The organism is Burkholderia sp. MSMB617WGS, from assembly GCF_001532025.2.
GTDB lineage: Bacteria > Pseudomonadota > Gammaproteobacteria > Burkholderiales > Burkholderiaceae > Burkholderia > Burkholderia savannae.
The window spans coordinates 1,877,860-1,896,376 of the sequence record NZ_CP013457.1; the positions used below are offsets into that span (position 1 = coordinate 1,877,860).

An 18,517-nucleotide genomic window follows, 5' to 3' on the forward strand; every position below is an offset into this window, starting at 1 on the left:
CGAAAGTGTAGGCGTTCGCGTTGCAAATTGCATGAAAAATCGCTTCGGCGAACGTAAAGAAATGTAATACGTGCTGTGACGAATCCGACAGACGGACACCCGACGACGACGTCTGACCGACCAAGGCTTCCCCGTCGGCGCCGGGTGCCGCTGCGGACCCACCTGCCGCTCTCAGCCGAAAGCGGCTTTGTTTGCCTCGCCGCGTGCAACGCGCACGCGGCGAGGCGCCCCATCGACGATGCGCCGCGCGCGCATCGCGTTCGATTGCATCGAGCGTCACGCGGACGACTCGTTGTCGTGTTAAGCGACGCCGTCGCGCAGGACACGGGCGACATCGCGGCGCTGCGTTCGCTCGCGCGAACGGTGTGTTGACCGATGCCCGATTCGAGCGGCGCGCGTGCGAGCCGAACGGCGGGCATCTGCGCTTACGGCGCTCGCGCCGCGGCGCATCGGCGCCGCGCTTATCCTCTTCGCCGATGCGCCGATGCACCGCCGATTTGCAGCCGCTTCATCGCCGCTTCATCGCCGCTTCATCGCACCGACGCGATTCGCCGCGCCGCGCCGCCGCATTCGTTCACGCGACTTTCTTGTCGCTTTGCGGCTCGCCGATCTCGAAGTTCGACATGATCTCGAGCGCGCGCACGATCGCCGAGTGATCCCATGCGCCGCCGCCGTTGGCCGCGCACACGCTGAAGAGCTGCTGCGCGCTCGCCGTGTGCGGCAGCGCGATGTTCATCCGGCGCGCGCCGTCGAGCGCGAGATTCAGGTCCTTGCGATGCAGGTCGATGCGGAAGCCCGGCTCGAACGTGCGCTTCGTCATCCGCTCGCCGTGCAGCTCGAGAATCCGCGACGACGCGAAACCGCCCATCAGCGCGCGCCGCACGCGCTCCGGATCGGCGCCCGAGCGCGCGGCGAAGAGGAGCGCCTCGGCGACCGCCTCGAGGTTCAGCGCGACGATGATCTGATTCGCGACCTTGCAGGTCTGGCCCGCGCCGTTGTCGCCGATGAGCGAGACGTTCCTGCCCATCAGGTCGAAGAGGGGCTTCGCGCGCTCGAACGCGCGCTGCGGGCCGCCCACCATGATCGTGAGCGTCGCGTCGCGCGCGCCGACTTCTCCGCCCGACACGGGCGCGTCGAGATAGTCGCAGCCGAGCGCGTTGATCTCCTTGGCGAACTCGCGCGTGTCGAGCGGCGAGATCGAGCTCATGTCGATCACGAGCTTGCCGGCCGCGAGCCCCTTCGCGACGCCGTCGTCGGCGAACAGCGCGTTTCGCACGTCGGGCGTGTCGGGCACCATCGAGATCACGATCTCGGACGCTTGCGCGACGGCCGTCGAATTCGCTGCGACCTGCGCGTGCTCGCGCAGATCGGCGGGCACCGGATACGCGCCGTTCACGACGAGGCGGTGGCCGCCCTTGAGCAGGTTGCGCGCCATGTGCGCGCCCATGATGCCGAGGCCGATGAAGCCGATCGTTGCCATTGCGATGTCTCCCGTGAGTCCTGTGAATCGTGGATGCCTAATGTGGATGCCTAATGAGCGGATGAGCGGATGCGTTCGCGTGCGCGCCGGATCACATGCCGGTGCCGGCGCGCTTCGCATCGACGCGCGCGATCTGCTGCAGCCAGCCGAGGCCCTCCGCCGTCGTCGTGCGCGGCTTGTATTCGCAGCCGACGTAGCCGTCGTAGCCGAGCGCGTCGAGCCGATCGAACAGAAACGCATAGTTGATTTCGCCCGTGCCGGGCTCGTGACGACCCGGGTTGTCCGCGAGCTGGATGTGCGCGATCGATCCGAGATGCTTTTCGATCGTCGCCGCGAGCTCGCCCTCCATCCGCTGCATGTGATAGATGTCGTATTGCAGGAAGAGGTTGTCGGCGCCGGCCGCGCGGATCACGTCGAGCGTTTCGGCGCAGCGGTTGAGCGCGAAGCCCGGGAGGTCGTACGAATTGCAGGGCTCGACGAGCAGGCGCATGCCGGCCTTCTTCAGTTCGGTGGCGGCGAAGCGCAGGTTCTCGACGATCGTCGCGAGCGTCGCGTCGCGCTTTGCGCTCGCCGGCGCGATGCCGACGAGGCAATTGAGCTGCGGCACCTTCAGCGCGCGCGCATAGTCGATCGCGCGGCCGACGCCGTCCTGGAATTCGCCGATGCGATCGGGCAGGCACGCGATTCCGCGCTCGCCCCGATCCCAGTCGCCCGCGGGCAGGTTGTGCAGCACGAGGCGCAGGCGGTTCGCTTCGAGCCGCTCGGCAAGCTCCTCCTTTGCGTACGGATACGGAAACAGGAACTCGACGGCGGAAAAGCCCGCGTCGGCCGCCGCCTCGAAACGGTCGAGAAACGGCACCTCGTTGAACAGCATCGTCAGATTGGCTGCGAATTTCGGCATGTTCGTGGTCTCGCTGGTCGGTCAGTTGAGCAAATCGAATCGGTCGAGCTGAACTGATCAGCGATGCTGATCAATCCAATCGAGCAAGCAAACAAGTAAAGCGGCGAGCGCGATGCGCATCAGTCGAGCAGCGAGATCGCGGTCGGCGCATGCTCGGCCTTCTCCGCGAGATCCTCGAACTCGTTGATCGCGTCGATCTCGGCGCCCATCGAAATGTTCGTCACGCGCTCGAGCATCACCTCGACGACGACGGGCACGCTGAACTCGGCCGTCAACTGCCGCGCGCGCTCGAGCGCGGGCGCGATCTCCTCGGGCTTGAACACGCGCAGCGCCTTGCAGCCGAGCCCCTCGGCCACGGCGACGTGATCGACGCCATAGCCGTTCACCTCGGGCGCGTTGATGTTGTCGAACGCGAGCTGCACGCAGTAGTCCATGTCGAACGCGCGCTGCGCCTGGCGAATCAGGCCGAGATACGAGTTGTTCACGACGACGTGCACGTACGGCAGCTTGAACTGCGCGCCGACCGCGAGCTCCTCGATCATGAACTGGAAGTCGTAGTCGCCCGACAGCGCGACGATCGGGCGCTGCGGATCGGCCGCGCGCACGCCGAGCGCGGCGGGAATCGTCCAGCCGAGCGGGCCCGCCTGGCCGCAGTTGATCCAGTTGCGCGCCTTGTACACGTGCAGGAACTGCGCGGCCGCGATCTGCGACAGCCCGATCGTGCTCACGTAGCACGTGTCGCGGCCGAACGCCTTGTTCATCTCTTCATACACGCGCTGCGGCTTCACGGGCACGTCGTCGAAATGCGTCTTGCGCTGCAGCGTGCGCTTGCGTTGCCGGCAGTCGGCGGCCCACGCGCCGCGATCCTTCAGCTTGCCCGCGGCCTTCCATTCGCGCGCCACGTCGACGAACAGCTCGAGCGCCGCCTTCGCATCCGACACGATGCCGAGATCGGGGCCGAACACGCGGCCGATCTGCGTCGGCTCGATGTCGACGTGCACGAACTTGCGGCCCTTCGTGTAGACGTCGATGCTGCCCGTGTGGCGGTTCGCCCAGCGGTTGCCGATGCCGAGCACGAAGTCGGACGCGAGCAGCGTCGCGTTGCCGTAGCGGTGCGAGGTCTGCAGGCCGACCATGCCCGCCATCAGCGGATGGTCGTCGGCGATCGCGCCCCACGACATCAGCGTCGGGATCACCGGCACACCGAGCGTTTCCGCGAATTCGACGAGCAGATGCTCGGCCGCCGCGTTGATCACGCCGCCGCCCGACACGATGAGCGGGCGCTCGGCTTCGTCGAGCATCGCGAGCGCGGCCTCGATCTGCGCGCGCGTCGCGCGCGGCTTGTAGATGGGCAAGGGCTCGTAGGTGGCGATGTCGAACTCGATCTCGGCGAGTTGCACGTCGATCGGCAGATCGATCAGCACGGGGCCCGGGCGGCCCGAGCGCATCAGATGGAACGCCTGCTGGAACACGCGCGGCACGAGCGCCGGCTCGCGCACCGTGACCGCCCATTTCGTGACGGGCTTCGCGATCGATTCGATGTCGACCGCCTGGAAGTCTTCCTTGTAGAGCCGCGCGCGCGGCGCCTGGCCGGTGATCGCGAGGATCGGGATCGAATCGGCCGATGCGCAATAGAGGCCCGTGATCATGTCGGTGCCGGCGGGGCCCGACGTGCCGATGCACACGCCGATGTTGCCGGGGGCGGCGCGCGTGTAGCCTTCCGCCATGTGCGACGCGCCTTCGACGTGCCGCGCGAGCACGTGCCCGATCGCGCCCGAGCGGCGCAGCGCCGAATACAGCGGGTTGATCGCGGCGCCCGGCACGCCGAACGCGGTCTGCACGCCTTCCTTCTCGAGCACGAGCACGGCGGCGTCGACGGCTCTCATCCTGGCCATGAAATGTCTCCTAGTTCGATGCGAATCGCGGGTATCGCTGGTGTCGAAGACACTTTAGGGACACCGGAAAGGTTTGATAAGATTCGCTCGAGTCGCTTATTTCGAAACTAAAAGTATCGAATGCCGGGCGCGGGCGGCCGCGCGGGGCGGTGAGGAGACGGCGGATGGACCGGTTCAAGCAGATCGAGACCTTCGTGCGGGTCGCCGACGCGGGCAGCCTCGCGGCGGCCGCGCTCGAGGAAGGGGTGTCGCCCGTCGTGCTCGGGCGGCGCATCGACGCGCTCGAGAAGCGCCTCGGCGTGAAGCTGATGTACCGGTCGACGCGGCGGCTCGTCGTCAGCGAGGACGGCGCCGCGTTCCTCGAGCGTTGCCGCGGGCTCCTCACCGAATGGGCGCAGGCGGAAAACGAGATGGCGGCCGGGCGCCGCGCGGTGAGCGGGCACCTGATCGTGTCGGCGCCCGCCGCGTTCGGGCGCAAGCACGTCGCGCCGCTCGCGCCCGGGTTCATCGCGGACAAGCCCGACTTGCAGATGTCGTTCAATCTGACCGATCGCGTCGCCGATCTCGTGCGCGAGGGCTACGACCTGTCGATCCGGATCGGCGGCGCGGTCGATCCGAACTTCGTCGCGGTGAAGCTCGCGTCGAACCGGCGCGTCGTGTGCGGGACGCCCGAGTACCTGCGCCGGCACGGCCGGCCGAAAACGCTCGACGATCTCGCGGGCCACAACTGTCTCGCGTTCAATCTGCAGGGCGGGCAGAACCGCGGCTGGTACTTCCGGCGCAACGGCAAGCTCGTGACGATGCGCGTGTCGGGCGCGCTCGACTGCAACGACGGCGAGCTGCTGCACCGCTGGGTGTCGGAAGGGCTCGGGCTCGGCTGGCGCTCGACGTGGGAGATCGCGCAGCAGCTCGCGCGCGGCGAGCTCGAAACGGTGCTCGACGAATTCGCGCTGCCCGACTACGACATCCTCGCCGTCTATCCGCAGCAACGCTACGTGCCGGCGCGGGTCCGCTATTTCATCGACTATCTGCGCGCCGCGTATGCGCGGCCCGGGTACTGGGAAGGCGCCGTCTGAGCGCCGCGGCGCCGCGCGCGTTCTTTCGCGCGCGGCGCCAGTCCGCCAGTCCGCCAGTCCGCCAGTCCGCCAGTCCGCCAGTCCGCCAGTCCGCCAGTCCGCCAGTCCGCCAGTCCGCCAGTCCGCCGGCCGATCAATCGGCCAACCTTCGCGCTACCCGACGACGAGCACGCCGTTCATCGTCTCGTGCCCGGAGCCGCAGAAGATGTCGCACAGGAACTGGACCGTGCCCGGGCCGCCCGCCTGCGCGGCAAGATGCACGACCGCGCCCGGCGGCACGTCCGCACGCACGCCGTATTGCGGAATCGAGAAGCCCATCACGGTGTCCTGCGCGGTCAGCTCGAACACGACCGATTCGTGCGGCGCAAGCGCGATCCGGTCCGGCGTGAACACGAAGCGCCGCGCGTGAACCTTGATCACGCGCGGCTCGGCGGCGCGCAAGCGCGACGCGTCGACGCCCGCGAGCGCGGCAAGCGCCGCGCCGCCCGCGGCGACGAGCCAGCGGCGGCGCGCCGCGACCGGCGCCGTTGCCCGTGCCCGGCCGCGAAGCGCACGCGGATCGAAGAAAAAATGGCGCATCGCAGTCTCCTCAGACGGTCGGTTGCGGTTGTTGCGCGACGACGGGCATTTCGGTCAGCACGGGCGTGTGCGTCGCGTCGCCGACGCGCACTTCGCGCCAGCCGAGCCCGCGATACGGCGCGGCGGCATCCCACGGCACCGGCAGGCGCTTGTCCTGCGAGCCGGCCGCGGGCAGCGGGAACATCAGCGAGCGCGCCGCGTGGTGCGCGATGTGGCCCGTCATCGCGTGATGCTCCTGATGGATGTGCCCGTAGAACACGGTGACGTTCGGATAGGGCATCAGCACGTCGACGACCTTCGCGCCGTCGCGCGTCGCCCAGTCCCATTGCGGCGCGAGCTCGAAGAGCGGCCGGTGCGTGAACACGACGATGCGCGCGTCTTTCGGCTGCCGCGCGAGATCCTGCGCGAGCCATTCGATCTGCGCGTCGCCGACGCGGCCGGCGGGGTCCGACACGTTGTCGACGACGACGAAATGCACGCCCTTGTGATCGAACGCGTAATGCGTGTCGCCGAAGATCTCGCGGTACGCGGCGCCGCCGTCGAGGCTCGCGTCGTGCTCGCCCGGCATCAGGTGGAGCGGTTTCACCTTGAGCTGCGCGACGATCGCTTGGAACTGCCGCATCCGCTCGCGGCGCTCGGCTGGGTCGTCGGTCGTGTGAGTGAGGTCGCCCGTGAACATCACGAAGTCGGGCGCGACGGGCAGCGCGTTGACGGCTTCGATCGCCTTCGGCAGCGTGCCGCGCGCGTCCGGGTTGATCGCGGGGCCGGTGAAGCCCCAGTGCGCATCGGAGAGCTGGACGAAGAAGAAATCGGCGCCGGCGTTCGCGGCGAGGCTCCAGCCGGGCAGCGCGGACGCGAACGCGACGCCGCCTCCGCAGGCGGCGAGGCGCAGGAAATCGCGCCGCTTCAGGGACAGGGTGGGATTCGGCATGGCGGCTCCTTCGCAGATGAGGGTGTGGTGCATGCGATACCGCGGCCGCGCCACGAATATTCCCGGATTATTTTTCGTCTCCGGGCGCGAATCGCGGGAATAAACTGGATCGGTGGGCGGTAACGATGCTAGAGCCGCGTGCGTGCCGTCGTCGTCGGCGGCGTGCGCCGGACGCGAGCGGCCGGCGGGCGGGCCGCGCATCCCGGGGAGGCGACGTGGGTCAATTCGGCCGGATGGTCGACGAGCGCGATGCGAGCGACAAGCGCGACGCGGGCGACGCGGACGATGTGGGCGACGCGGCGGCGCGCAGCGAGCGGTTTCGCGCGCTCGCGCTGCCGCATCTGGACGCCGCGTACAACCTCGCGCGCTGGCTGTGCGGCAACGCGAGCGACGCGGAGGACGTCGTGCAGGAGGCGTGCATGCGCGCGTTGCGCTTTCTCGATTCGTGCCGCGGCGACAACGCGCGGCCGTGGCTGCTGACGATCGTGCGCCACGCCTGGTACACCGAATGGCGGCGGCGGGTGAACGCGCACGAAGTCGCCGCGCTCGACGGGCTCGACGCCGCCGATTCGCCGGACGATTGGCATCCCGCGGCCGAAGATCCGCTCGCGCTCCTCGTGCGCAGCGAGGACGCGCACCGCGTGAACGCCGCGCTCGCGAAACTGCCGCCCGAGTATCGCGAGGTGCTCGTGCTGCGCGAAATGGAGGATCTGAGCTATCGCGAGATCGCGGCGATCGCGGACGTGCCGATCGGCACCGTGATGTCGCGGCTCGCGCGGGCGCGGCGGCGGCTGGCGGCGACGCTCGGCGGCGGCGCGCGCGATGCGTCCGCGCCGCGCGCGGCCGGCGCGCAGGCGCGCCCGGGCGATCGCGCGGCGAATGGCGAGGGTAATGGCGCGGGCGGTGCGCCGACGTCCGGAACGGCATCGGAGGCCATCGATGGACTGTAACGAAACGCGTGCGCTGCTCGGCGCGGACGTCGATCGCGAGCTTTGCGCATCCGATGCGTGGCGGCTCGAGCAGCACGTGGGCGGCTGCGGGGCGTGCCGTCTCGAGCGCGATCGGCTCGTCGCGCTTCGCCGGATCGTGCGGCAGGCGCAATATCATCGCGCGTCGGACGCGCTGCGCGAGCGCATCGTCGCGGGATTGCCGATGGCGCAGGCGCCCGTTGCACGCGCGCCGGCAGCGGAGGCGCCCGTCGCGGACCTGCCGACGCCCGGCGGCAGCCCGCGCGGCCCGGGCGCGCATCGCTGGTTCGCGCGACCGGGCCCGCACGGCATGCCCGCCGGCCCGGCGATCGGCCGGCCGCGGCCGCGCGCCGCGACGCTGCCCGGCCTCGGCTGGGGCGTCGCATTGGCGATCGCGCTTGCCGCGGCGGCCGGCCTCGCGCTCGACGCGCGTCGCGCGGCGACGGAGCGCACCGTCGACGAAATCGTCGCGAGCCACGTGCGGGCCGGCCTGTCGTCGCGGGACATCGACGTGATCTCGACCGACCGCCATACGGTCAAGCCGTGGTTCAACGGCCGCCTCGACTATGCGCCGCCCGTCGTCGATCTGAGCGCGAGCGGTTTCGCGCTCGCGGGCGGCCGGCTCGACTATGTCGGGCAGCGCCGCGTCGCGGTGCTCGTCTACCGCTACCGGCAGCACGTGATCGACGTCTACGTGCGGCCGTCGGGCGAGGGCGGGGCGGCGACGTACGCGACCGAGTCGCAGGGTTACGCGCTCGACCGCTGGAACGCGGCCGGCATGACGTGGTGGGCGGTGAGCGACGCGGAGCCGTCCGCGCTCGCGGCGTTCAGGACGGCGCTGAGCGCGCGCGTCGCCGCGCCGCGAACCGAGTGACGGCGCCTGAGGAGATGCGACCCCATCACCGCGACGGCTGCTCCCGCACCGGCCGTTGCGTCGGCGCATCGACGCCGCGCGTGCGCCGAGCAGCTTGGCCGCTCAAGTCGTTGAAAACACGGCCGAATCGCGCGGCGGCGCATGCATGAACCTTGCATGCGACCCATATCCGGGTTAAACTCTCCGGCTTCTCACTTGCCACACCGGTTCAGACGCCCGGGTGGCTTCTATCCACAAGGAGTGTGTATGCGTCATTACGAAATCGTCTTCATCGTGCACCCCGATCAGAGCGAGCAAGTGCCCGCGATGATCGAGCGTTACAAGACCACGATCACGTCGCACGGCGGTCAGATCCACCGCGTCGAAGACTGGGGCCGCCGCCAACTGGCCTACATGATCGAGAAACTCGCGAAGGCTCACTACGTCTGCATGAACATCGAGTGCGACCAGACGACGCTCGACGAACTCGAACACGCGTTCAAGTTCAACGACGCCGTGCTGCGCCACCTCATCGTCAAGATGAAGAAGGCCGAAACCGGCCCGTCGCCGATGATGAAGGAAGTTCAGCGCGAAGAAGCCAAGAAGGCGGCTGCCGCTCAGCCGACCGAAGCGCAGGCTTAACGCATCAAGCCATCAGGGAAAGGAGCGCGGCGCTTTCGTGAACAGGCTGCAATTGACGGCGAGCGTCGTCGAGCGTGAACCGGTGCGGTACACCCCCGCCGGCGTTCCGATCGCAAGCGCCACGTTGCAGCATCGCGCCGAAGTCGTCGAAGCAGGCATCGCCCGGCAGGTCGAATTGACGATCCCGGCCGTGGCGGCAGGCGAGGCGAGCGGCAAGCTGGAAGGCTGCGAGATGGGCGTCGAGACGCTCTTCACCGGCTTCCTGGCGAAGAAGAGCCGCAACGCGAGAACCCTGGTGTTTCACATCACAGCATTGCAGGACATTGGAAAGGACTGAACATGGCCCGCCCCACTGGTAAGAAATTCGACAAGCGTCGTCAGCAACAAAACCCGCTCTTCAAGCGTAAGAAGTTCTGCCGCTTCACGGCAGCCGGCGTCGAGCAGATCGACTACAAGGACACGGAAACGCTGAAGGACTTCATCGGCGAGAACGGCAAGATCACGCCGGCGCGCCTGACGGGCACGAAGGCCCACTATCAGCGCCAGCTCGACACGGCGATCAAGCGCGCGCGTTTCCTCGCGCTGCTGCCGTACACCGATCAGCACAAGGCGTAATCAGGCGACGCAATAAGGAGAATTCGAATGCAAATCATTCTGTTGGAAAAAGTCGCCAATCTGGGCAACCTCGGCGATATCGTCAAGGTCAAGGACGGTTACGCTCGCAACTTCCTGATCCCGAACCGCAAGGCGCGCCGCGCGACGAAGGACGCGATCGCTGAATTCGAAGTCCGCCGCGCGGAACTCGAAAAGGTCGCCGCCGAGAAGCTGGCCGCCGCGCAAGCGGTCGGCGAAAAGCTGGGCGGTCAGTCGTTCCAGATCACGCAGAAGTCGGGCGTCGACGGCCGTCTGTTCGGCTCGGTGACGAACGGCGACGTCGCCGAACTGCTGAAGAAGGCCGGCTACGACGTCGAGAAGGCGCAAGTGCGCATGCCGGAAGGCCCGCTGAAGATGATCGGCGAGCACGGCGTGCAAGTTGCGCTGCACACCGACGTCGTCGTCGACGTCACGATCAACGTGATCGGCGACCACGCGTAAGCACGACATGCAGTCTATGCGGGCGGCGCACGTCGCCCGACATGAAGGGCAGGGGCCCGGGCAACCGGTTCCTGCCTTTTTTCGTTTCTCGGCGTCTGTTTCTCGGCGTCTTCGACGCCGGCTGGCGAAGCCGCGCCCATTTCGCGATAATCCGAAGCCATGAATGCGCCGAAAGACCCCCAAATCGAATCGCTGAAAGTCCCGCCTCACTCGATCGAGGCCGAGCAGTCCGTGCTGGGCGGCCTGCTGCTCGACAACGGCGCCTGGGACCGGATCGCCGACTTCCTGTCGCAGGGCGATTTCTACCGGTACGACCACCGCATCATCTTCGAGCACATCGGCCGGCTCATCGCGGCGACGCGCCCGGCCGACGTCGTCACCGTCTACGAGGCGCTCACGACATCGGGCAAGGCGGAGGACGTGGGCGGGCTCGCGTACCTGAACGCGCTCGCGCAGAACACGCCGAGCGCCGCGAACATCCGCCGCTACGCCGAAATCGTCCGCGATCGCGCGGTGCTGCGCCGGCTCGTGTCGGTCGCCGACGAAATCTCGGCCGACGCGTTCAATCCGCAGGGCAAGGAAGTCCGCCAGCTGCTCGACGAGGCCGAATCGAAGGTGTTCTCGATCGCCGAGGACGGCGCGCGCGGCACGCAGGGCTTCCTCGAGATCGGGCCGCTTCTCACGCAGGTCGTCGAGCGGATCGACACCCTTTATCACACGGCGAATCCGAGCGACGTGACGGGCACGCCGACGGGCTTCGTCGATCTGGACCGGATGACGTCCGGCATGCACGGCGGCGAGCTGATCATCGTCGCCGGCCGCCCGTCGATGGGTAAGACGGCGTTTTCGATGAACATCGGCGAATACGTCGCCGTCGAGTACGGTTTGCCCGTCGCGGTGTTCTCGATGGAAATGCCGGGCACGCAGCTCGTGATGCGGATGCTCGGCTCGGTCGGCCGGCTCGACCAGCACCGGATGCGGACCGGGCGCCTGACCGACGAGGATTGGCCGAAGCTCACGCACGCGGTGCAGAAGATGAGCGAGGCGCAGCTCTTCATCGACGAGTCGGGCGGCCTGAATCCGATGGAGCTGCGCTCGCGCGCGCGGCGTCTCGCGCGCCAGTGCGGCAAGCTCGGGCTCATCATCGTCGACTACCTGCAGCTGATGACGGGCTCGTCGCAGGGCGAGAACCGCGCGACTGAAATCTCGGAAATCTCCCGTTCGCTGAAGAGCCTCGCGAAAGAGCTCGACGTGCCGGTGATCGCGCTGTCGCAGCTCAATCGCGGCCTCGAGCAGCGGCCGAACAAGCGGCCGGTGATGTCGGACTTGCGGGAATCGGGCGCAATCGAGCAGGACGCCGACGTGATCCTGTTCATCTATCGCGACGAAGTGTACAACCCGGACAGCCCCGACAAGGGCACCGCCGAGATCATCATCGGTAAGCAGCGTAACGGCCCGATCGGCCCTGTTCGGCTCACGTTCCTGGGTCAATACACGAAATTCGACAATTTTGCAGGGGCGCAAAACTTCTACGGCGAGTAGCGCCGGATGTAAACCCCTATTTCGCAAAACGTTGTATCTCGTCGCCGCCGTCGCATTCGGGCGCTTGGCTGGCAACTGTTAAACAGTACAATGTCGCCGGTTTTTGTGACCGCCGTTTGACCATTTTTCAGGAATCCCATGTTCGGTCGATTCATGCCCACCGAGGGCAAGTTCTTCGAAATCTTCAACGCGCACGCGAATTACATCGTCTCTGGCGGACGCGAGCTCGAACTTCTGATCGACAATCTCGCGGACGCCGAGATTCACAAGCAGAACGTGCAATCGGCCGAGAAGGCGGCCGACAAGCTGACGCACGAAGCGATCGATCTGCTGCACAAGACGTTCATCACGCCGCTCGACCGCGACGAAATCCACAAGCTGATCACCACGATGGACGACATCCTCGACCTGATGGAGGACGTCGCGACCGCCGTGTCGCTGTATGACGTGCGCTCGGTCACGTCGGAGGCGAGCCAGCTCGCGCACATCGTCACGCAGTCGGCGCAGCACGTGCAGGCGGCCGTCGCGCTGCTGTCGGACATGAAGCAATCGAACCAGATCCTGAAGGCGTGCGAGGAGATCGACCGCTGGGAGTCGGAGGCGGACCGCGTGCTGCGCGCGGCGATGTCGAAGCTCTTCCGCGAGGAGGACGACGTCAAGACGCTCATCAAGCTGAAGGCGATCTACGAGCTGCTCGAGGAGATCACCGACAAGTGCGAGGATGTCGCGAACATCATCGAAGGCATCGTGCTGGAAAACGCCTGAGCGGACCACGATGCATTCGATACAACTCGCCTTGTGGGCCGTCGCGGCGCTCGTGCTCGTCGCACTCGTGTTCGATTTCATGAACGGCTTCCACGACGCCGCGAACTCGATCGCGACCGTCGTGTCGACCGGGGTGCTCAAGCCCCAGCAGGCCGTGGTGTTCGCGGCGGCATTCAACGTCATCGCGTATTTCATCTTCCATCTGAAGGTCGCGCAGACCGTCGGCAAGGGCACGATCGACGCGAGCATCGTCGATCACTACGTCGTGTTCGGCGCGCTCTTCGGCGCGATCGGCTGGAACGTCATTACGTGGTACTACGGGATTCCGTCGAGCTCGTCGCACGCGCTGATCGGCGGGCTCGTCGGCGCCGCGGTGTCGAAGTCGGGCTGGGGATCGCTCAACGTCGACGGGCTGATGAAAACCGTCGCGTTCATCTTCATCTCGCCGCTCTTGGGCTTCCTCCTCGGCTCGCTGTTCATGCTCGGCGTGTCGTGGCTGTACTTCAGGACCGCGCCGAGCAAGGTCGACCGGCGCTTCAGGCGGCTGCAGCTGTTGTCCGCGAGCCTCTACAGCCTCGGCCACGGCGGCAACGACGCGCAGAAGACGATCGGCATCATCTGGATGCTGCTGATCGCGTCCGGCTACGCATCGGTCGCGGCCGATGCGCCGCCCGTGTGGGTGATCGGCGCGTGCTACCTGTCGATGGGCCTCGGCACGCTGTTCGGCGGCTGGCGGATCGTCCGCACGATGGGCCAGAAGATCACGAAGCTCAAGCCGGTCGGCGGCTTCTGCGCGGAGACGGGCGGCGCGGTGACGCTGTTCGTCGCGTCGTGGATGGGCATTCCGGTATCGACCACGCACACGATCACGGGCGCGATCGTCGGCGTCGGCGCGACGCGCAAGCTGTCGGCCGTGCGCTGGGGCGTCGCCGGCAACATCGTATGGGCGTGGGTGCTGACCATTCCCGCGTCGGCGCTGATCGCGGCGGCCGGGTGGTGGATCGGGCACCGCGTGTTCTGACGTCCTGACCCCGCCGGCCGCGCGGATTGTCGACGAAATTGTCGACGAAATTCGCCGAGCTTCGCCGAGCTTCGTCGAGATTTCCCGAGATTCGCCGAGAACGACAATGCGCCGCATGCCGGAAGGCTGCGGCGCATTGTCTTTGGCGCGCGTTTCGCGAGCGGGCCGCGCGATCGACGCCGTTACGACAGCGCATCGAGCAGCGCGTACCGCGCGACGCCCGCGCTGATGTACAGGCGCTGCAGCGCATGCAGCGGAATCGGCCTGACGGGCGTCGCGGCGAACGGCAGCGCGCGCTGAGCGCGTTGCCCGAGGGCGACGCGCATGCGCTGCTCGAGGCGAGCGCGCGCGGTCGCGCGCACGCAATACACGATCGCCGACGTGGGCGCGATCGAGGCGCTGCTCGGCGACGCGCGGCGCAACGGCTATGCGTCGAATCGCGAGGAGCTGTTCATCGGCGACATGACGATCGCGGCGCCCGTGCTCGACGGCGAGCGGCGGCCGGTCGCGTCGGTGCACGTCGTCGCGCCGCTGGACGCTCGCCGACGCCGAACAGCGGCTCGCGCCCGCGGTGATCGACTGCGCGCGGGGGATTTCGAATTCGATTCGGACGCTCGCATGGGCCGGCGGGCGCGGCCGCCCGGTTGGCCAGGAGCGGCTTGTCTCAGTAGCCGCCGTTCGCGAAGCGCGCGATCGGATCGTCGCTCGTGCCGGCCGGCGCGACGCTTGCGGCACCGGGCGCCGTCGACGCGCGCAGGATCTGCACGTTGCCGGGAGCGGCGAGCTGCGCCTGGCGGGCCGCCGCGCGCGCGGTTGGCGGCGGCGGCTCGAACGCGTCCGCGGCGGCGTCGATCGGATCGGGCGGCGGCGTGCCGGCGACGGTCGCCGCGCCGCCGGCCGCGGGCGGCGCAACCGGCGGCGCGGCGGATACCGGCGCTGCGCCCGCGTCGGCCGAGGCGATCGCGGGCGATGTCGCGCCCGCGGCCTGCGCCTGCCGCTGCGCGGCGGATATCGCGGGCGGCGGCGGCTCGTACGGATCGGCGGATGCGGTTGCGGCAGGCGCTGCGCGCGCCGGCAAGAAGCCCGATGCGGCGGGCGCGGGCGCGGGCGCGATTGCGGGCGCGGCGTTCTGCGAGGATGCATTCGCCGTCGCCGCATAGATGGGCGCGGCGCCGGAAGAGGCGTTGCGCGCCGAGGGCTGCGCGGCCGCGTTCGCCGCGTAAGCGGGCGACGCGCTCGGCGCCGCTGCCCGCGCGGCCGGTTGCGCGGCCGCGTAGGCCGGCTGAGCCTCCGCTGCCGCACGCGGCGCGGCGTCCGGCTGCCGGCTCGCCTGGTAGGTCGGCGCATCGAACGGCGCCGGCTTGGCTTTCGGCGCGGCGACGCGCCGGATGCCGTCGAAGCGTTTCGCCCAATACGGATTCGTCAAGTAATCGAGCCGCACGGTGCCGCCCGTCGACGGCGCGTTCACGAAGCGCAGCTTGCCGACGTAGATGCCGACGTGCGAATGCGGCCGGCCCGACGTGTTGAAGAAGATCAGATCGCCGGGCGCGATGCCGTCCGGCTCGATCGATTCGCCGGCCGAGCTCATGTCGGCCGTCGTGCGGGGCAGGTTGACGCTCGCCGCGCGGTCGACGACGTAGCGCACGAGGCCGCTGCAGTCGAAGCCGCTGTCGGGCGTGTTGCCGCCCCAGCGGTACGGGACGCCGACGAGGCTCATCGCCTGGATCGAGATTTCCTCGCGGCCGACGCTGTGGTCGACGAAATTCGGGAAGCCGCGCGGCGGCGCGTACGCGCGCGGTGTGGTGATCGCCATGCCGGACGACGAGCGCGCCGATTTTTGCGGCGCGCTCGAGCAGGCCGCGAGCAGCGAGATCACGAGAACGGACAGCGAAAGACGCAACATGAGAGGCGGGCGAGCGCGCTGCGCTCGCCAATCGTATGACAACGGTTAATCGCGATAGTAGTGCGTCCAGCGGGGCTTTCGCAAGAATTCTTGAGAAATCACTTGAAGTTGCGCGTGTAAATGTTGTTCGAGACGGACGTTCGCTCGCAGATGATTCGACCCCCGAAATGAAAAAGCGGCGCCTGACGAATCAGGCGCCGCTTCGTGCCGAGCGCCGCTCGGCGCAGTGGTCGGCGTGCGGTTACAGGATGTCGGACGCGTAGTCGGCAAGCCGCGAGCGCTCGCCGCGCGCGAGCGTCACGTGGCCGCTGTGCCCCCAGCCCTTGAAGCGGTCGACGACGTACGTAAGGCCCGAGCTGCCTTCCGTCAGGTATGGCGTGTCGATCTGCGCGATGTTGCCGAGGCAGATGATCTTCGTGCCCGGGCCCGCGCGGGTGACGAGCGTCTTCATCTGCTTCGGCGTCAGGTTCTGCGCCTCGTCGATGATCACGTACTTGTCGACGAACGTGCGGCCGCGCATGAAGTTCATGCTCTTCACCTTCAGGCGCGAACGGATCAGCTCCTGCGTCGCCGCGCGGCCCCATTCGCCGGCCGCGTCGTCGGTCTTCTGCAGCACCTCGAGGTTGTCGTCGAATGCGCCCATCCACGGCTGCATCTTCTCTTCCTCGGTGCCGGGCAGAAAGCCGATGTCCTCGCCGACGGGCACGGTCGCGCGCGTGACGATGATCTCGTTGTAGCGCTTGTCGTCGAGCACCTGCGCCAAGCCCGCCGCGAGCGCGACGAGCGTCTTGCCGGTGCCGGCCTGGCCGAGCAGCGTGACGAAGTCGATCTCGGGGTTCATCAGCAGGTTCAGCGCGAAATTCTGCTCGCGGTTGCGCGCGGTGATGCCCCACACGTTGTTCTTGTGGTGGCTGTAGTCGCGCAGCGTCTGCAAGAGCGCCGTCTTGCCGTTCAGCTCGCGCACGAGCGCGTGAAACGCGGGCTCGCCGTTCTGCGGCTCGAGATAGACGAACTCGTTGACGAGCATCGACGCGACGAGCGGGCCCGTCACGCGGTAATACGTGGTGCCCGTCTTCGTATCCTGCCAGCTCTCCATGCCCTTCGCGTGCTTCGTCCAGAAGTCTTGCGCCAGTTCGCGCACGCCGGTGTAGAGGAGATCCTTGTCTTCGAGGACTTGGTCGTTGAAGTAGTCTTCGGCGGGCAGGCCGAGCGCGTGCGCCTTGATGCGCATGTTGATGTCTTTCGACACCAGCACGACCTGACGATCCGGCCGCTCGCGCTGCAGCGCTCGCACGACGCCGAGGATCTGGTTGTCGGCCTTGCCTTGCGGCAGGCCCTCGACGGGCTCGATGCTCGTGAGCGTCGTCTGGAAGTAGAGGCGCCCGAGCGCCTCGCGGCTGCCGAGGCGCGCGAGCGCAATGCCGGCCGAGATCGGGCCCGCGTCGGCGACGAGCGCGTCGAGCGTGCGGCTCACCTGGCGTGCGTTGCGCGCGACTTCCGACATGCCCTTCTTGTGATTGTCGAGTTCCTCGAGCGTCATCATCGGCAGATAGACGTCGTGCTCCTCGAAGCGGAAGAGGCTGCTCGGATCGTGCATCAGCACGTTCGTGTCGAGCACGAAGAGCTTTTGCATCTCGGTTTCGGCGGCCTTGCGTCCGCGCGCTTTCGCCGTCGCGCTCGGCGCGGCGGCCGCGGTCGCCGCGGGCCTCGCCGCGTCGGCCTTCGGCGAGCGTGCCGCCGGCGCGGCGGGGGCCGCGGGCACCGGCTGCAGCAGCGCGGCCGTCTGCTTCGTCTTGCGCGCGCGCGGCGCGGCGGCGCTCGCGGCTTCGGCCGGCGCGACCGCGCGCAGCGGCGCAGCGGTGTTGGCGGCAACGACCATCGGATCGGCTACGTTCGCCGGGCCGTATTCGGCCGCTACCGCGTGAGCGGGGCCCCCGGAGGCGGATTGCTTCGCGGCTTTCGCAGGCCGCGCTTTCGCCTTGTATTCGTCGGGCGGCAGCAGGCTGCCGAGCTTGCTGGGGGGAGTAGGCAAAGGCATGGTGTCCCTCGGGAGGAATCGTGTCGCAGGCGTGCGCCGCCGTTCGCATCCTGCGACGCTTCGCGCGTGCAGTTTGCGCGCAGTGGCGCACATGGGGTTCGAATCGCCGGTTCGCCTAGATTTCGATCGTCTCCTTGACGCGTTGGACGGCCGGCGCGGATCGGCCGACCCGAAAACCATAAAAAAAGCCGCTCCCCCGAACAGGGGCAAGCGGCTCGGCTCTAACCGTCGTGCTGCGCGTCAGATGCGTGGACGCATCGTTTCGACCACCGGCGCAGCTACGAGAAAAATGGGTCGGACAGGCATTCATTGCGGCCCAATATAGCGCGCCTCAAAGCGCTTGTACAGCACTCAGCACCTCGTCGACGTGGCCCGGCACCTTCACGCCGCGCCATGCGTGACGCAGCACGCCTTCGCCGTCGATGACGAACGTCGAGCGCTCGATTCCACGTACTTCCTTGCCATACATTTTCTTCAATTTCATGACGCCGAACAGCGTGCAGAGCGTTTCGTCGGGGTCCGAAATCAGCGGGAACGGCAGTTCGAGCTTCGCCTTGAAGTTCTCGTGCGAGCGCAGGCTGTCGCGCGACACGCCGACGATTTCCGCACCGGCCTTCTTGAACTTCGGATACAGGTCGCGGAACTGCAGGCCCTCGGTGGTGCAGCCGGGGGTGTTGTCCTTCGGATAGAAGTACAGCACGAGCTTCTTGCCCTTGACGCCCGACAGCGAAAACTCGCCGCCCGTGGCAGGCGCTGTGAAATCGGGAACTTGACGGTCGACTTCGACGGACACGTGTTTCTCCTGTTGTTATGAACGAGCGCGGACGG

At 67.8% G+C, this 18,517-nt stretch carries 19 protein-coding genes and 3 pseudogenes; 13 read left to right on the plus strand and 9 right to left on the minus strand.

Annotated features, from left to right (window positions below; all coding sequences use genetic code 11):
• Positions 1-574 precede the first annotated feature (574 nt).
• From WT60_RS09455 to gcl, 3 genes are all read right to left on the minus strand, one after another.
• Positions 575-1,480, minus strand: coding sequence for a 2-hydroxy-3-oxopropionate reductase (locus WT60_RS09455; RefSeq protein WP_038744581.1), 906 nt, complete (start codon positions 1,478-1,480; stop codon positions 575-577).
• Positions 1,481-1,571: 91 nt separating this feature from the next.
• On the minus strand, positions 1,572-2,381 hold the full coding sequence (gene hyi / locus WT60_RS09460) for a hydroxypyruvate isomerase (RefSeq protein ID WP_038744580.1): 810 nt from the start codon (positions 2,379-2,381) through the stop codon (positions 1,572-1,574).
• Positions 2,382-2,500: 119 nt separating this feature from the next.
• The gene (gene gcl / locus WT60_RS09465) at positions 2,501-4,276 is read right to left on the minus strand and encodes a glyoxylate carboligase (protein ID WP_059580770.1); all 1,776 of its coding nucleotides are present in this window, start codon (positions 4,274-4,276) and stop codon (positions 2,501-2,503) included.
• A 164-nt stretch (positions 4,277-4,440) separates the two neighbouring features.
• On the opposite strand from gcl, the gene WT60_RS09470 reads away from it, so the two are divergent.
• Positions 4,441-5,352: a LysR family transcriptional regulator gene (locus tag WT60_RS09470; protein WP_060355858.1), complete on the plus strand. Its 912-nt coding sequence runs from the start codon at positions 4,441-4,443 to the stop codon at positions 5,350-5,352.
• Positions 5,353-5,505: 153 nt separating this feature from the next.
• Here WT60_RS09470 and WT60_RS09475 read toward each other — a convergent pair whose 3' ends face one another.
• On the minus strand, positions 5,506-5,931 hold the full coding sequence (locus WT60_RS09475) for a cupredoxin domain-containing protein (RefSeq protein WP_038744576.1): 426 nt from the start codon (positions 5,929-5,931) through the stop codon (positions 5,506-5,508).
• 10 nt (positions 5,932-5,941) lie between these two features.
• Positions 5,942-6,862, minus strand: coding sequence for a metallophosphoesterase (locus WT60_RS09480; RefSeq protein WP_038744575.1), 921 nt, complete (start codon positions 6,860-6,862; stop codon positions 5,942-5,944).
• A gap of 233 nt (positions 6,863-7,095) precedes the next feature.
• Between WT60_RS09480 and WT60_RS09485 the strand changes: the two genes are divergently transcribed.
• The 10 genes and pseudogenes from WT60_RS09485 to WT60_RS09530 all read left to right on the plus strand — a co-directional run bounded on the left by WT60_RS09485 (position 7,096) and on the right by WT60_RS09530 (position 13,748).
• On the plus strand, positions 7,096-7,812 hold the full coding sequence (locus WT60_RS09485) for an RNA polymerase sigma factor (protein WP_100185269.1): 717 nt from the start codon (positions 7,096-7,098) through the stop codon (positions 7,810-7,812).
• The gene (locus WT60_RS09490; protein ID WP_060355856.1) at positions 7,802-8,704 is read left to right on the plus strand and encodes a zf-HC2 domain-containing protein; all 903 of its coding nucleotides are present in this window, start codon (positions 7,802-7,804) and stop codon (positions 8,702-8,704) included. Before WT60_RS09485 ends, WT60_RS09490 begins: the two co-directional genes overlap by 11 nt.
• Before the next feature lie 246 nt (positions 8,705-8,950).
• Positions 8,951-9,325 carry a 30S ribosomal protein S6 gene (gene rpsF / locus WT60_RS09495; protein WP_006402295.1) on the plus strand — a complete coding sequence of 125 codons (375 nt, stop codon included), beginning with the start codon at positions 8,951-8,953 and terminating at the stop codon, positions 9,323-9,325.
• Positions 9,326-9,362: 37 nt separating this feature from the next.
• Complete coding sequence (priB, locus tag WT60_RS09500) at positions 9,363-9,662, plus strand: primosomal replication protein N (RefSeq protein WP_038744571.1); 300 nt, start codon at positions 9,363-9,365, stop codon at positions 9,660-9,662.
• Positions 9,663-9,664: 2 nt separating this feature from the next.
• The gene (gene rpsR, locus WT60_RS09505; protein WP_004193360.1) at positions 9,665-9,940 is read left to right on the plus strand and encodes a 30S ribosomal protein S18; all 276 of its coding nucleotides are present in this window, start codon (positions 9,665-9,667) and stop codon (positions 9,938-9,940) included.
• A gap of 27 nt (positions 9,941-9,967) precedes the next feature.
• Positions 9,968-10,420 carry a 50S ribosomal protein L9 gene (gene rplI / locus WT60_RS09510; protein WP_038744570.1) on the plus strand — a complete coding sequence of 151 codons (453 nt, stop codon included), beginning with the start codon at positions 9,968-9,970 and terminating at the stop codon, positions 10,418-10,420.
• Positions 10,421-10,427: 7 nt separating this feature from the next.
• Positions 10,428-10,570 (plus strand): annotated as a pseudogene (locus tag WT60_RS35685) (DNA helicase).
• A 9-nt stretch (positions 10,571-10,579) separates the two neighbouring features.
• Entirely contained in the window at positions 10,580-11,962 is a 1,383-nt protein-coding gene (locus WT60_RS09520; RefSeq protein ID WP_038744568.1) for a replicative DNA helicase, read from the plus strand.
• Positions 11,963-12,100: 138 nt separating this feature from the next.
• On the plus strand, positions 12,101-12,727 hold the full coding sequence (locus tag WT60_RS09525; RefSeq protein WP_038744567.1) for a DUF47 domain-containing protein: 627 nt from the start codon (positions 12,101-12,103) through the stop codon (positions 12,725-12,727).
• A gap of 10 nt (positions 12,728-12,737) precedes the next feature.
• Positions 12,738-13,748 (plus strand): inorganic phosphate transporter, encoded by a 1,011-nt coding sequence (locus tag WT60_RS09530; protein ID WP_038744565.1) that lies wholly within the window; start codon positions 12,738-12,740, stop codon positions 13,746-13,748.
• A gap of 182 nt (positions 13,749-13,930) precedes the next feature.
• Here the strand turns inward: WT60_RS09530 and WT60_RS09535 are convergent.
• Positions 13,931-14,023, minus strand: a pseudogene (locus tag WT60_RS09535) (FAD-dependent oxidoreductase); the annotation flags it as partial.
• Between the two features lie 21 nt (positions 14,024-14,044).
• Between WT60_RS09535 and WT60_RS09540 the strand changes: the two are divergent.
• Positions 14,045-14,364 (plus strand): annotated as a pseudogene (locus tag WT60_RS09540) (IclR family transcriptional regulator C-terminal domain-containing protein); the annotation flags it as partial.
• A gap of 48 nt (positions 14,365-14,412) precedes the next feature.
• Here WT60_RS09540 and WT60_RS09545 read toward each other — a convergent pair.
• Both WT60_RS09545 and WT60_RS09550 read right to left on the minus strand, forming a co-directional pair.
• Positions 14,413-15,651, minus strand: coding sequence for a C40 family peptidase (locus WT60_RS09545; RefSeq protein WP_059669895.1), 1,239 nt, complete (start codon positions 15,649-15,651; stop codon positions 14,413-14,415).
• Positions 15,652-15,892: 241 nt separating this feature from the next.
• Positions 15,893-17,689 (minus strand): PhoH family protein, encoded by a 1,797-nt coding sequence (locus tag WT60_RS09550; RefSeq protein ID WP_038744560.1) that lies wholly within the window; start codon positions 17,687-17,689, stop codon positions 15,893-15,895.
• On the opposite strand from WT60_RS09550, the gene WT60_RS09555 reads away from it, so the two are divergent.
• On the plus strand, positions 17,573-17,827 hold the full coding sequence (locus WT60_RS09555) for a hypothetical protein (RefSeq protein WP_100185270.1): 255 nt from the start codon (positions 17,573-17,575) through the stop codon (positions 17,825-17,827). The genes WT60_RS09550 and WT60_RS09555 overlap by 117 nt on opposite strands.
• 193 nt (positions 17,828-18,020) lie before the next feature.
• Here WT60_RS09555 and WT60_RS09560 read toward each other — a convergent pair whose 3' ends face one another.
• Complete coding sequence (locus WT60_RS09560; RefSeq protein ID WP_038744558.1) at positions 18,021-18,482, minus strand: peroxiredoxin; 462 nt, start codon at positions 18,480-18,482, stop codon at positions 18,021-18,023.
• Positions 18,483-18,517 lie beyond the last annotated feature (35 nt).

Coding starts and splice junctions, on each gene's coding strand:
- hyi (WP_038744580.1), bottom strand. CDS start 2,381: ATGCCGAAATTCGCAGCCAATCTGACGATGCTGTTCAACGAGGTGCCG.
- WT60_RS09550 (WP_038744560.1), bottom strand. CDS start 17,689: ATGCCTTTGCCTACTCCCCCCAGCAAGCTCGGCAGCCTGCTGCCGCCC.
- WT60_RS09470 (WP_060355858.1), top strand. CDS start 4,441: ATGGACCGGTTCAAGCAGATCGAGACCTTCGTGCGGGTCGCCGACGCG.
- WT60_RS09520 (WP_038744568.1), top strand. CDS start 10,580: ATGAATGCGCCGAAAGACCCCCAAATCGAATCGCTGAAAGTCCCGCCT.
- WT60_RS09490 (WP_060355856.1), top strand. CDS start 7,802: ATGGACTGTAACGAAACGCGTGCGCTGCTCGGCGCGGACGTCGATCGC.
- WT60_RS09475 (WP_038744576.1), bottom strand. CDS start 5,931: ATGCGCCATTTTTTCTTCGATCCGCGTGCGCTTCGCGGCCGGGCACGG.
- WT60_RS09485 (WP_100185269.1), top strand. CDS start 7,096: ATGGTCGACGAGCGCGATGCGAGCGACAAGCGCGACGCGGGCGACGCG.
- rpsR (WP_004193360.1), top strand. CDS start 9,665: ATGGCCCGCCCCACTGGTAAGAAATTCGACAAGCGTCGTCAGCAACAA.
- WT60_RS09525 (WP_038744567.1), top strand. CDS start 12,101: ATGTTCGGTCGATTCATGCCCACCGAGGGCAAGTTCTTCGAAATCTTC.
- WT60_RS09545 (WP_059669895.1), bottom strand. CDS start 15,651: ATGTTGCGTCTTTCGCTGTCCGTTCTCGTGATCTCGCTGCTCGCGGCC.
- WT60_RS09530 (WP_038744565.1), top strand. CDS start 12,738: ATGCATTCGATACAACTCGCCTTGTGGGCCGTCGCGGCGCTCGTGCTC.
- WT60_RS09455 (WP_038744581.1), bottom strand. CDS start 1,480: ATGGCAACGATCGGCTTCATCGGCCTCGGCATCATGGGCGCGCACATG.
- gcl (WP_059580770.1), bottom strand. CDS start 4,276: ATGGCCAGGATGAGAGCCGTCGACGCCGCCGTGCTCGTGCTCGAGAAG.
- WT60_RS09480 (WP_038744575.1), bottom strand. CDS start 6,862: ATGCCGAATCCCACCCTGTCCCTGAAGCGGCGCGATTTCCTGCGCCTC.
- rplI (WP_038744570.1), top strand. CDS start 9,968: ATGCAAATCATTCTGTTGGAAAAAGTCGCCAATCTGGGCAACCTCGGC.
- rpsF (WP_006402295.1), top strand. CDS start 8,951: ATGCGTCATTACGAAATCGTCTTCATCGTGCACCCCGATCAGAGCGAG.